Origin of the sequence: Actinosynnema sp. NPDC023794 (assembly GCF_040639675.1) — a bacterium.
Lineage (GTDB): Bacteria > Actinomycetota > Actinomycetes > Mycobacteriales > Pseudonocardiaceae > Actinosynnema > Actinosynnema luteola.
Window position 1 is genome coordinate 1 of the sequence record NZ_JBFAFR010000052.1, and the last position, 12813, is coordinate 12813.

Consider the following 12813-nt stretch of genomic DNA (forward strand, 5'->3'; position numbering starts at 1 on the left):
GCCACCGGTGGCGCCACCGGTGGCGGTGGCGCGGGGCGGGTGACCGGATCGACGTCTTCGGCCTGATCCCGCGGGCGGGACTCCTCTCACACCCTCCGGGGCCCGTCCACGACCTCCCGGGGTGGCTGCGGTGGTCAGGCGCGGGCGTAGCGCTCCGCGAGGGTGCGCAGCAGTGGCCTGAGCTCGCTGGGCGACTCGACGGTGAAGTCCATGCCCAGCATGCCGATGTAGGCGGCGATCGTGTCCAGCGAGTCGGCGCCGGTGACGAGGACCGAGGTGGTGTCGGTGACCGTCTCGACCACACCGACGGCCGGGTGGATCCGGTCCAGGACGGCCTGGGCCGGCGCGTCGACCCGCAGGCGTGCGTGCACCTGCCAGCCGCTGAACGCGACACGGCGCATGGTGAAGCTCGTGTAGTCCTCGTCGGGGAGGGCGGTGGGGGCGAACCGGCGGTGGGTGCGCATGCGTGGCGTGATCCAGTCCGCCCGGTAGACGTCCCACTCGCCACTGGACGGGTCGCGGGCCACGAGGTACCAGCGTCGCTTCCAGGCGAGCAGGCGGTAGGGCTCGACGAGCAGCGAGGCGTCGCGGTAGTCGAAGCGGAACCACTCGACGTCGTGGATCGCGGTCGCGATGGTGCGCAGCACGGCGGGGTCGACCTCGGGGTCCGGGGCGTCGGTGTCGGTGTTCTCCGGCGCGTGGTCGACGACCGACGCCAGCGCCTCCACCGTCGGCCGCAGGCGTGGCGGCAGGACCTGTTCGAGCTTGGCCAGCGCTCGTGCGCTGGAGGTCTCGAGCCCGGTGATGCCGCGGCCGGCGCGCAACCCGATCGCCACGGCCACCGCCTCCTCGTCGTCCAGGAGCAGCGGGGGGAGCTTGCCGCCCGCTCCGAGCCGGTAGCCGCCCGTCGCTCCGCGGGTGGCTTCGACGGGGTAGTCGAGCATGCGGAGGCGCTCCACGTCGTTGCGGATGGTGCGGGTCGTGACGCCCAGCCGGTCGGCGAGTTCGGTGCCGCTCCACGACGGGCGCGACTGGAACAGCGCCAGGAGCGCGAGGAGCCGCGCCGATGTGTCCGCGGTCACTGCGACGACCTCCGTCTTATAGGAACGAATCTTTCCTATATGCACTCTAGCGTCTGTGTCATGACGAACACGGAGATCCGCCCCTTCCGCATCGAGGTCACGAAGGCCGAGCTGGACGACCTGACCGGTCGCCTCGACCGCACCCGCCTGCCGCAGCCGGCGCCGGGCGACACCTGGGAGCACGGCACCCCCAACCACTACCTGCGTGAGGCCGTGGCGGCGTGGCGCGCGTTCGACTGGCGCGCCGCCGAGGAGCGCATCAACGCCCACGCGCACTTCATCACCGAGATCGAGAACCAGCCGATCCACTTCATCCACGTCGAGTCGCCGCACGAGGGCGCGACGCCGCTGCTGCTCGCGCACACCTACCCCGGCTCCTCGGTCGACTACCTCGACGTGATCGACAGGCTCACCGACCCCGTCGCCCACGGCGGGCGCGCCGAGGACGCGTTCCACGTCGTCGTGCCGGACGCACCCGGCTTCGGCTTCTCCAACCCGGTCACCGAATCGGGCTGGACCACGGCCCGCGTGGCTCGCGCCTACGACACCCTCATGCGCAGGCTCGGTTACCAGCGCTACGGCGTCCACGGCTCCGACCACGGCGCGATGGTCGCCCGCGAACTCGGCATCCTCGCCCCGGAGGGTTTCCTGGGGTTGCACGTGCTGCAACTGTTCTCCTTCCCGTCGGGCGACCCCGCGGAGTTCGAACGACTCGAACCGCAGGACTACGCCGGTCTGGAGCACATGCAGTGGTTCCAGAAGGTCGGCGGCTACAACACCATGAACGCCAGCAGGCCGCAGACGGTCGCGGCCGGGCTCAGCGACTCACCGATCGGGATGCTCGCCTACAGCGAGCTGTTCAACTCCTTCGGCAACGGCACGTCCCTGGTGCCGCTGGAGACCATCCTCACCGAGGTGTCCGTCAACTGGTTCGCGAACGCCGCCGCAGGCATGGCCCGGTCCTACTTCGACAACGCGGCCGCCCCCGCCGACGAGCCCACCCCGGTGAACGCCGCCCCGACCGGCGTGGCCGTGTTCGCCGATGACTTCCAGACCATCAAGGTGTTCGCGGAACGGGACAACTCCAACATCGTGCACTGGAGCCGCTTCGAGAAGGGCGGCCACTTCGCCGCACTCGAGGTCCCGGAGATCGTGGTGGACGACATCCGGACGTTCTTCACCGCACTGCGGTGACCTCCCGGGAACGACCTCCCGACCCCGGTCCGCGACAGGCGGAGCGGGGTCGGTGCTTCCGCCTCGGTCAGCTGCCGGCGAGACCGCTCACGATCGGCGTCTGGCGCGATGGCGCGGTGACGACCCGGCCGCCGCTGCGGCGCCGCGAGTTGGCCGGCGGCTCGACGCACCAGGAAACTGCGAGAGAAGCTCGGAAAGTTGACAGTGATACGTTCTCGCCCGTCTACCTCCGTAGCTTGGCGAGCCGCATCGACCGGTCTGCTCTTCGTTGGATTTACGATCGGGTCCTCGCCAATTCTTCCAGCGCCGTCTTCGAGCGCGCATGACCGCCCCTGGTCGGCCCTGGACTTCGCGTTTCTACATCCCAGGTACGTCGTACATCGTGGCATAGTAAGGTGCCCGCCTCTGGTGGTCTTGGAGGTGCCGTGACCGACGTCGACGACGAGCGCCGTGTGTCCGTGTTTGATCACCGGTTATTCAAGATCATCGCAATTGTCGCGGACATGTCCGCCCTCGCGGCCGTTGCCGCTGGTCTGACAGTCGCACTTATCGTGTTCGGGCTCGTGGCCGTATCGATGGGGACGATCCAGCTCTGGGGTCGGAGACGCAAACCGCTGGACCGATGGGCCGCGTTCGCCATTGCCACCGTCGTCGCGGGAGCCGTGGCACTGACCGTTGTAGTTGATCGTGCAGTCATCGGTAGCCCCGTACCAAACCCTGTCGTGAGTGGCCAAGGAGAACAGCAAGATCACTCGTCGATATCCTTGCGGCCCCCTACGGGCTCGTCGTCGATGTCGACATCGACGACCACGGCCCCGGACTCTCGCGCCGTCGGCACGAACACATCGTCTTCGTCCACGCCGGCGCCTCCGACATCCGCGGCACCCACCACGCCGGATGGCGTCACCTATCAGTGCACCGGCTCGGCGCCCGCCGGAGTCGACATCACCTACGGGCCGTCAGGCAGCGGCGAGCAGGCCACCAGACTGCCGTTCACCGCGCACGACGACAGCGTCAGCCAGACGGCGCAGTACTACTCGATCAGGGCGCAACTCAAGGGCAGCGGCGACGTGACCTGCACGCTCACCGTGACCTCCGCCGGCCAGACCACCACCGGCAGCGGCACCGCGCGCGGCGGCCACAACATCGCCTCGCCCCAGATCTGCTCCGGCTACTCCGACGGCCAACGCCAGTGGCATGCCTGCCGCTGAGCTGAGCTCGCCACTCGTGCCGGCGGCCCGGAAAGCGGCACCGGCCGGGTCACACCCGCGGGGCGTGTCGGCCAGGGTCGTCGAGACCGGATCACCTGATCAGTAGCCAGATCGCACGTGCAGACGACTGCGGCACATCTGAAAAACGCGTTAGCCTCCGGTGGCATGCCCCTAAGGGGTGACGGGTGGCCATGAGATCGCTTCAGCCGCGCCGCAGCTCGTACCGCGCGGCCGAGACAGCAGCGGCGATGCGCTGCCACCAGCTACGGCGTGGCTGTGCTCCGGTCGGGTTGGCCAGGGCAGATCTGACCGTTGCGGCGTCACGTTGCACCGCGGGTTCTGGCGCGAGCAAAGCGAGCACCGCCAGGGCCCGCAGCGCAGCGGCGGCGTTCACGGGGTCGATGTTGTGGATGAAGCCGTGGGCGGCCAGATTGCGCACGTTGGAGCCGTCGCCGAGCAGAAAGGTGCGCAGGAACCGCTCCCAGTCAGGGTCGAAGTCGTTGGCCACCAACAACGGCAGCAGGACGCCCAAGCCCGGGAACGTTCCGGTGCCGTCACCGACCGCGGCCCGGTAGACCGGTTCGTTGATTTCCAGCAGCAGGGCCCGTGCGGCGGCTTCGACCTTGGGTACGGCCAGGTGCACGGCGGCGTCGTACTCGGCAACCCAGAACAGTTGCAGCGCCGTGGCGAGCACGTTCATCAGCGTGGGGTCGGCTCCGGAGTCCAGCAGGAAGGTCTCCAGGTCGTCGCGCGACGGGATGCCGAAGCGGGTGGCGATCATGTAGAGAGCATTGGCCAGGAAGACCCCGTGAGTGCCGAGATAGTGAAGCTCGGTGCGGGCGAGATCGCGCGCGAACATCTCTTCGTCGCCCGACAGGGTGCGTGCAGGCATGTCTCCGTCGCGGAACACCACAGTGGTGGCGAGGTAGCGGATCACCGAGGCTTGCCGGGTCTGCCGGGTCGTCGCGAGGTTGGTCTCGTGACGACCGGTCGGAGAGCCGGTGTGCAGCCAGATGCTGAGGGCCTCGCGCCAATCTGTCGCCTCGTCGAAGCCGGGCAGGTAAAGGTCGAAGAACGAGGCGGGAAGGTTGACCGTGTACGCGGTCGAGTCCCAGGCCAGCGCTGGCGCCGACTGCAACGCGGCGACCGCGATCTTCTCCAGATCCGGCACACCAAGTTGCCGTGCGACCGAGGCGGCATCGTGAAACAACATGCGAATGATCATGGGCTCGGTGGCGGCCCGCGCCTCGGCCAACATCGCCTCGATGAGCCGCCGGTTGGCTGCGTCGACCCGAGCGGCGTCACCCGCGGCCCGCTTCCGCACGACGGCGGCGAGGTCCTTGAGGACATGCGTCTGCGGGTACGTCGCCAGCGCCCGTTCCAGCACGTCATCAACCCGGGGGTCGATCGCCTCCGCCGTTTTGCCCCGGGGAGGCGCGATGAGCGCGCAAAGCATCGGGATGACCGCGTAAGGGTGCTCGTCGCGGTCCACCATGTCGCATGCCAAGGCGAGCATGATCGTGGCGATCTCCTGCTCCAGCGCGGTAGACCCGACAGAGCGTGCCAGTGTCCAGGCACGGACCACTCCGTCGGCCTGCACTTGAGGCCGTTGACTGCCCCCGACACCATCGACGTACGCGCGCGCGGCTTGCTCTGCGGTGTGCCGGCTGTTCCGCGACAGGCGCAGCGTGAACGCGATGTCGTACAGGCGCGCACGCGCCACCGGGTGGGTGACTTCGCTGGCCAGAGCCAACCAGGCATCGCGCACGTCACTAGGGGCGTCTCGCATCGCCATGGGAAGCAATGACGGGCCATCCAGCGGACTCAACTCCGCCCCGGCCTGCGGGATCTCCTCGTGGTACAGGGTGTAGAGGAACGCGTTGACCAGCACTAGCGTGGCCGGGCGCTCCACCGGAGGCTCCATCTGCTCGGCCAGTTGCTGCGCGCGCCAGCTCGCATCATGCGGGTCGCCGACACCGTCGCACGCGGCATCGGCTACCTGTGCCAGCACTGGAACGAGAGCCGAGTCGTGCCGGTACGACCCCGGCGATCCACCAGTTCCAGTCGGTGAGTCGGACGCTGACGGTTCCGCGTCAGCGGGTTCAGCGGCGTTCACGTTCGTTCTCCATCACGGTGGTGAGATCGAACAGTCAACCAGCCGTCAGCCCCAACCCGAACCGAGTTACCTGTCTCGGTTCAGCAGCAGTGCCGATCAGGAGCCAAGATCATTGAAGTCCGGACGCTCGACGCCCATCCCAGGGCCTACGTCCGTATCCGCCGCTCTCGGCTCACGAAGACAACCCGTCCAGACCCGAACACCGGCAACAAAAGCGCAGCTCGACAGCACCTAACGAGTCCTACTAGGGCCGGTCGGCGGGCGTCAGCGGGACAGGGTCGTGGCGACCGGGGTCCAGCGGACGCCCTTCCAGCTGCCGTCGGCGGTGGTGCTGCGACCGACCACGACGCCGTGGTTGTTCAGCGCGACCGGCGTGCTGTACGCGCCGCCCAGCGAGTCGAGGTAGGTGAGCTGCCCGTCGCGCCAGAGGAACACGCGGCTCGACGAGTAGTCCGGCGAGGAGGCGTGCCCGATGATGTCGCCGCGCTCGTTGATCGCGGTCGCCACGGAGTTGCCGGGCAGGCCGAGGTCGACCTGCTTGCCGCCGGCGGGCCACAGCACCGCGCGGGACGTGCCGCCCTCCAGCACCCAGCCGACCGCGTCGCCGCGCTCGTTGAGGGACTGCTCGCCGTGGGCGAGCCGGCCGCTCTCCGACAGGACGGTCAGCTCCTCGCCGTCCCAGCGCAGCGCCACCATCCCCCGGTTGGCGACGATCACACCGGCCTCGTTGATCGCCTCCGGGTCGTACGTGCCGTAGCCCGGACCGGGTGCCAGCTTCGTGCACACGCCGTCGGTGCAGCGGAGCGCGGCGAACTCCTGGAAGGACGCGTAGGCGTAGCTCGTCGCGACGACGCCGGCGTTGTTGATCGCGTACGTCGACACGTGATCACCGGCCACCGGCAGCTCCACGTGCCGCTCCCCGTCCCACACGGTGGCGTGTTGCTCGCCCCGGGCCGACGTGGCGTACGACATCGGCACGCTGCCGTCGTCGTTGATCACCTGCGCCAGCGCCCACGCGGCTCCCGGCGGGGTGATGGCCTGCCGCTGACCCGCGGACCATACCCACGGCTTCTGCGTGTCCGGCACGCCGTCGGAGGTCAACCCGAGCACCTGGCCGCCCTGGTTGATCGCGCCGGCCAGACCGGGACCGAGGTCGGTCGCACCGCCGCGCGGCGACCACAGGACCGCGCGCGTCGGCGCGTCACCCTGCGCGCTGCCGACGACCTGGCCGAGGTCGTTGACACCGGTCGGGTAGTAGCTGGGGTTGCCGGGCAGGCCCGCGACGCCCGGCAGTTCGGCGATGACGTGCGTGGCGGACGCGACCGCCGCGGGAGTGGTGGCCAGTGGCAGGGCTGTCGCGAGCGCCAACACGGCCAGCGACGCGCGTAAGTCGGGCATGATCGCTCCGTTGCGAATATGTCCTGAAGTGGTACTGGATCGATCAACGATAACCCCCGCGCGCCCGCGGCGGTGTCGGCCGGACAGCGCAACAACCAGCGGAACCCTTGCGCCGCACGGGGGTTCGCGGATCGCCGAGTCCTGCCGCGACGCTCGGCCGGGCGACGGCGCGGGACCGTCGGATCGATGCCGGTCGGGCACCCCCGATATCGGCGATTCCACCTTTCCGAACCCGTCCGCCAATCGGTCGTTGACGTTGTGGAACAACGCTCTGCGTTCGACCGCAACAATTCACCACACTTCCGGTCAGCGTGCCGCCAAACCGCTGCCTCCGTTTGCCGACAGCCGTAACCCGAACGCCTTCGAACCACGTTGACCAGCGTGAACACATTCGCCACCGGGAACAGCGCATGCTCGGCGGAATCGCACGAGGCCGACCAGCGCGGGTCGCGGGTGACGCGCCGCTGTCCTGCGTCTCGGCGAGCCCGGAGGTGAACCACCTCCGCCCGGCGCCGCTGCGGGAGCCGGGCGAACTCCAGGCGCCGATCCGCAAGGACGCGATGATCTCGGTGAACGTGGCGCTGATCTGGTAGGACGAGCCCCGCGCCGAGGCGATCGCATTGCGGAAGCGGTGGCGTCCCCGACCTGCCGAGTAGACCGAACGGGTGCCTCGAGTAACCCGAACGGGTAGTGCTACCGCCAGTCCGGACACACGGCCGCGTTGCCAAGCGATTACCAGCCAACCGACCGAGTGGAGGTGGCTGTGGACCCCTTGCTGCTGGTGATCGTGCTGGTGACCGTCGCGGTCGCGTTCACCGTGTCGGCCTCCGCTGGGTTCGGCGGCAGCCTGGTCCTCGTCCCCGCCCTCGCGCTGGGCCTGGGCACGAAGACCGGCACGGCGCTGGCCGCCCTCCTGCTGGCCTGCAACAACGTCGTCAAGGTCTGGGCCTACCGCAACACCGTCCCGTGGCGAAAAGCACTGGCCGTCGTGGTCCTGGTCGCGATCGGCGCCACCCTCGGCGCACTGCTCTTCGTCGCCGCGCCCGAGCGGGTCGTGACGATCGCCGTGGTCGTGACGTTCGTGCTGTCGTTCGTCGCCGAACGGGCCGACCTGACCAGGCTGCGCCGCGTCGGCGCGCACGTGCTGGCGTTCGGCTCCGGCGCCACGTCAGGCTTCAGCGGCACGTCCGGCCCGCTCAAGGGGCTGGCGGTGCGAGGGCTGGGCCTGGACCGCGCCCACCTCGTCGGTGCGCTGACGCTGGTCTCGCTGGCCGGCGACGTCGCCAAGACCGCCGTCTGGACCGGCGCGTCCCTCATCCCGTCGACCGGGTACCTGGTCGCACTCGCCGCCGTCCCGCTCATGGTCGGTGGCACCTACCTGGGCCGACGCCTCAACACCTCCATCGGTGAAACCGGCTACACGTGGCTGTTCTGGGCCGTGATGGCCGGCTACACCGCCCGGCTCATCACCGGGTTGTAAGCGGGAGCAGCACCATGGACCAGTTCTACCTCTCCGACGAGGTCCCCTACCGACCGGACCCGGCCGACCGCCCGGCGCCCGCACACACCACGCACAAGGCCCGCGCCCGCTGGTTCCAGGCGCGCGAGTCGTGGCCGTGGCGGGAGAGCGACGTCGACCTGCTCAACGCCGAACGCGCCCGGGCCGCCGCCGAGGTGCCCGCCGCGCCGGAGCAGGCGCAGTGGCTCCCGGTGGGACCGTCGAACATCGGCGGGCGGATGACGTGCGCCGTCGTCCACCCGGACAACGCGCGGCGGATCTGGGCCGGAGCCGCCGGCGGCGGCGTCTGGCAGTCCGACGACGGTGGCGAGACGTGGGAGACGACCTGGCACGACGAGCAGTCGCTCAACATCGGGGCGCTCGCCGTCGACGCCGCAGGAATCCTCTACTGCGGCACCGGCGAGGCGAACCTCTCCGCCGACTCACACCCGGGCGTGGGGCTGTTCCGATCGACCGACGGGGGCGCGAGCTGGCACCTGCTGGCCCCGGCCGCCACGACCGGTCTGCCGCGCCGGATCGGGGCTATCGCGGTCGACCAGGCGAACCCGCGGCGGCTGTTCGTCGGCGGTGTCCGGCACAACGACGGCGGCGCCGCGGGCCTGTTCACCTCGGCCGACGGCGGCCTGACCTGGGCGCGGGTGCCGATCATCGGCCAGCCCTACCGGTGTCACGACGTGCAGCTGCGCGACGGCCGCGTCTACGTGACGATCGACGCGCAGGGCGTGCACACCGGGATCTGGCGGTCCGTCGACGGCGGTGGCACGTGGCAGCACCTCACCGCCGGTCTGCCCTCCGGCGACCGGTTCATCCGCACCTCGATCGCCATCGCGCCGTCCGACCCGGACGTCCTCTACGCGCTGATGGGCACGCCCGGCGCGCCGAGCCGCGTCGTCGGCCCGTTCCGCAGCGACGACGGCGGCGACACCTGGAAGTCCGTGGGCGGCCCGCACTTCGCGGACGAGCGCCAGATGAACTACAACAACACGATCGTCGTGCACCCCGAGGACCCCGACCAGGTGCTGTGCGCCGGGGTGGACATCCACCGCACCGCCGACGGCGGGCGGACGTGGACGAAGGTCACCGACTGGCGCGCCGACCGGGGCAAGCCGGACTACGCCCACGCCGACAACCACCGGCTGGTCATGCCGCGCTCCGAGCCCGGGTTGGTGTACGCGCTCAACGACGGCGGGGTGGACGTCAGCGAGGACGCCGGCCGGACGTGGCGCAACCGCAGCACCGGCCTGGCCACCAACATGTTCTACGACCTGGCGGTCGCGCAGACCAACGGCGACGTGATCGGCGGCGGCGCGCAGGACAACGGCACGCTCGTCACCGGGGACGGCACGGCGGACGGCTACTTCGAGCTGACCGGCGGCGACGGCGGCTGGATCGTCATCGACCCGGGAAACGTCAACCACCTGTTCAGCACGTGGCAGAACATGAACATCGCCCGGTTCCGACCCGACGGGGCCAAGCTGGTCACGCCGCCCGAGTCGGAGGAGGCCCGCAAGAAGATCTGGATGGTGTTCGTCGCGATGGACCCCGACGAGACCACCACGCTGTTCTGCGGGTCGAAGCGCGTCTGGCGGACCACGGACGACGGCGACCGCTGGGAGCCGGTGTCACCCGAGTTCGACGACAGCCCGATCAGCGCCATCGAGGTGTCCCGCGGCGACAGCGACCGGATCTACGTCGGCACCGAGAACGGCGCCGTCCACCGCAGCACCGACGGCGGCGACACGTGGAGCGGCAACCTGGCGAGCACGCTCCTGCCGTCCCGCATGATCACCCGGCTGGAGAGCCGCCCGGACGACGCGGACGTGGTGTTCGCGACCGTGGCCAACACCGGCGGTCACCACGTGTTCCGCTCCGACGACGGCGGTCTCACGTGGACCGACGTCGACCGCGGGCGACTGCCGGACGTGCCGTTCAACTCCATCGCGATCCCCGCCGCGCACCCGAACCGGGTGTACGTGTGCTGCGACGTCGGGGTGTTCGTGTCCCAGGACGGCGGCGGCGGGTGGGCGAACCTGACCGGCAACCTGCCCACCGTGATGGTGGTCGACCTCGTCTACCACGAGCGGGACCGCACGCTGACCGCCGCGACCTACGGCCGGAGCATCTGGCGGCTGGACGTGGACTGACTCAGTCGGTGGAGCCGTGCCGGCGCTCGAACCACTCCGAGCGCCGCTCCAGCCCGCTCTCGTCCTCCCCCACCTCCGGCAGGCGTCCGACCGCCAACGTGTCCCGCGGGTGGTAGAGGTCGAACCGGTCGTCGGTGACCGCGATCCCCGACCCGGCGTGCCTGAGCCCGCTCGCCGGCGTCCCGGAGGGCAGCGCCACCAGCTCACCGGCCAGCCCCTCCGCGTCCTCTGGCCGCTCGACGAACACGACATCGCCGTGGACTCCCACGGCCTCACCCGGCACGACCACCGCGGCGGCTCCCGAGTCGGACTCGTACCGGGTCCCCCCGACCGCGTCCGCCACGGCACGCAGCACCCCACCGCGGTCGAACTCCTCGACCACGCGCCAGCCACCGGAGGTCATGGTCCCATCATCGCAGCCGGTCCGGCGGGTCGCAGCCGGGAGACGAACGCGGCGCGCCCGGCCTGCTGCTCCGGCCCCATCAGGACCTTCACCACCGCGAGCGCCCGGGCCCATCCTCGGCACCACCACGAACCCGGACGAGCCCTGGGCCACCCGACAAGCCGCAACCTGCTCACCGACCCCGGAGACCGGACCGATTGACTTCGGCTCCTGGTCCGGGACCGCGCCGGCCAGTTCACCGCCCCGTTCGACGCGGTCTTCTCCGGCACCGGCATCGAGGTCGTGAAGATCCCACCACGTCGTCCAGGACAGGACCGGGTGCCGTCTTGCGACACGCCCGGTTGTCGGCTCCGCGGTGCGCTAGTGCACCTGATCGGTAGGCCGCAGCAGAACTTCGTTCACGACGACGTGCTCGGGCTGGCCGACCGCGTACAGCACGGCGGCGGCGACGTCCTCGGCACGCAGCGTGCGGATCGAACCGGCCATCTTCTTGGCCATGTCACGGATGTCGTCGTCGACGATGTGGTCGGCGATCTCGGTGTCGACCATGCCGGGCTCGATCGTCACCACGCGCAAGCCCCGCTCGGTGACCTCCTGCCGGAGCGACTCGGTGAACGCGTTCACGCCGAACTTGGTGGCCGCGTAGACGCCGCCCATGACCGACGCGATCCGGCCGGAGGTGGACGAGATCTGGACCACGGTTCCCCTGCGAGCCAGCAGGTGCGGCAGCGCGGCGTGGGTGACGTAGAGCGACCCGAGCAGGTTGGTCCGCACCATCCGGTCCCACTCCGCGGTGTCGGCGCCGACGATCGGGCCGCCCAACATCACGCCGGCGTTGTTCACCACGATGTCCAGGCCGCCGAACCGGTCGACCGCGGTGACGACGGCCTCGCGCACCGACTGCCGGTCGGCGACGTCCAGCTCCAGCGGGACCACCTCGCCGTCGGCCGTCGCGGCCAGCTCCTTGAGCCGGTCGACCCGGCGCGCGCCCGCGACGACCTTGACACCGGCCGCGGCCAGGGCGCGCGCGGTGGCCGCGCCGATGCCCGATGAAGCCCCGGTGACCAGGGCGGTCTTTCCGTTCACGACGTCCTCCTCGACTAACCGGACCGTGCGGTCACCTTCAAGCTAGCACTAACCGGACCGAGCGGTCAGGTTGCGCTAGGATGACGAGGTGAGAGCCGACGCGACGCGCAACCGCAAGCGCCTGATGGACGCCGCCGCCGAGCTGTTCGCCGCCCAGGGCGCGGAGGTCTCCGTGACGGAGATCGCGGAGCGGGCCGGCATCGGCAAGGGCACCGTGTTCCGGCATTTCGCGACCAAGGAGGACTTGATCGCGGCGATCGTCGAGGACCTGCTCGACGACCTGGTCACGGCAGCGGTCTCCCGGTGCGACGCGGCCGACCCCGCGGCGGCGCTGAGGGAGTTCATGACCTACGGCGTCGACCGGCTGGCGGGCAACCAGGCGCTGTGCGACGTGGCGAGCGGCTCAGTGCGGCATCCGGACGTGCAGGCCGCCGTCGTGCGACTCGGGGAGGCCGCCCAGGCGCTCGTCGACCGGGCCCGCGTACGCGCCGACGTCACCGGGCGAGACGTGGTCCTCCTGATGACCGGCGTGCACCAGGCGGCCGCCCCACTGCGGGACACCGAGCCCGAACTGTGGCGGCGCTACCTGGAACTCCTCTTCGGCGGCCTGTTCGACACGACGAACCCGACACCGCACGGCCCCTGATCCACGGTGTCGTT

Annotated in this window: 11 protein-coding genes; 6 read left to right on the forward strand and 5 right to left on the reverse strand. The window is 70.2% G+C overall.

The genetic code is table 11. The annotated features are described in order from the left end of the window. Nucleotides 1–134 precede the first annotated feature (134 nt). On the reverse strand, nucleotides 135–1082 hold the full coding sequence (locus tag AB0H12_RS43030; RefSeq protein WP_499631885.1) for a helix-turn-helix transcriptional regulator: 948 nt from the start codon (nucleotides 1080–1082) through the stop codon (nucleotides 135–137). A gap of 60 nt (nucleotides 1083–1142) precedes the next feature. Here AB0H12_RS43030 and AB0H12_RS43035 point away from each other — a divergent pair, with 60 nt between their 5' ends. Then, nucleotides 1143–2276: an epoxide hydrolase family protein gene (locus AB0H12_RS43035; protein WP_499631888.1), complete on the forward strand. Its 1134-nt coding sequence runs from the start codon at nucleotides 1143–1145 to the stop codon at nucleotides 2274–2276. A gap of 425 nt (nucleotides 2277–2701) precedes the next feature. After that, nucleotides 2702–3487, forward strand: a complete 786-nt coding sequence (locus AB0H12_RS43040; protein WP_499631891.1) for a DUF308 domain-containing protein — start codon at nucleotides 2702–2704, stop codon at nucleotides 3485–3487. Between the two features lie 202 nt (nucleotides 3488–3689). On the opposite strand, the gene AB0H12_RS43045 is transcribed toward AB0H12_RS43040, so the two are convergent. Continuing rightward, nucleotides 3690–5498: a DUF7380 domain-containing protein gene (locus tag AB0H12_RS43045; protein ID WP_499631894.1), complete on the reverse strand. Its 1809-nt coding sequence runs from the start codon at nucleotides 5496–5498 to the stop codon at nucleotides 3690–3692. Nucleotides 5499–5867: 369 nt separating this feature from the next. Beyond that, nucleotides 5868–7001, reverse strand: a complete 1134-nt coding sequence (locus tag AB0H12_RS43050; protein WP_499631897.1) for a hypothetical protein — start codon at nucleotides 6999–7001, stop codon at nucleotides 5868–5870. Between the two features lie 410 nt (nucleotides 7002–7411). Between AB0H12_RS43050 and AB0H12_RS43055 the strand changes: the two genes are divergently transcribed. From AB0H12_RS43055 to AB0H12_RS43065, 3 genes are all read left to right on the forward strand, one after another. After that, nucleotides 7412–7594, forward strand: coding sequence for a hypothetical protein (locus tag AB0H12_RS43055; RefSeq protein ID WP_499631901.1), 183 nt, complete (start codon nucleotides 7412–7414; stop codon nucleotides 7592–7594). Between the two features lie 170 nt (nucleotides 7595–7764). After that, complete coding sequence (locus tag AB0H12_RS43060; RefSeq protein WP_499631904.1) at nucleotides 7765–8481, forward strand: TSUP family transporter; 717 nt, start codon at nucleotides 7765–7767, stop codon at nucleotides 8479–8481. Between the two features lie 14 nt (nucleotides 8482–8495). Continuing rightward, nucleotides 8496–10664, forward strand: coding sequence for a WD40/YVTN/BNR-like repeat-containing protein (locus AB0H12_RS43065; RefSeq protein ID WP_499631907.1), 2169 nt, complete (start codon nucleotides 8496–8498; stop codon nucleotides 10662–10664). Nucleotide 10665: 1 nt separating this feature from the next. Here the strand turns inward: AB0H12_RS43065 and AB0H12_RS43070 are convergent, their stop codons facing one another. After that, a complete protein-coding gene (locus AB0H12_RS43070) occupies nucleotides 10666–11067 on the reverse strand; it encodes a hypothetical protein (RefSeq protein ID WP_499631910.1) in 402 nt (133 codons plus the stop codon). A gap of 360 nt (nucleotides 11068–11427) precedes the next feature. After that, nucleotides 11428–12153, reverse strand: a complete 726-nt coding sequence (locus tag AB0H12_RS43075; RefSeq protein ID WP_499631913.1) for an SDR family NAD(P)-dependent oxidoreductase — start codon at nucleotides 12151–12153, stop codon at nucleotides 11428–11430. Nucleotides 12154–12241: 88 nt separating this feature from the next. Here AB0H12_RS43075 and AB0H12_RS43080 point away from each other — a divergent pair, with 88 nt between their 5' ends. Continuing rightward, the gene (locus tag AB0H12_RS43080) at nucleotides 12242–12799 is read left to right on the forward strand and encodes a TetR/AcrR family transcriptional regulator (protein ID WP_499631915.1); all 558 of its coding nucleotides are present in this window, start codon (nucleotides 12242–12244) and stop codon (nucleotides 12797–12799) included. The last annotated feature ends 14 nt before the right edge of the window (nucleotides 12800–12813 follow it).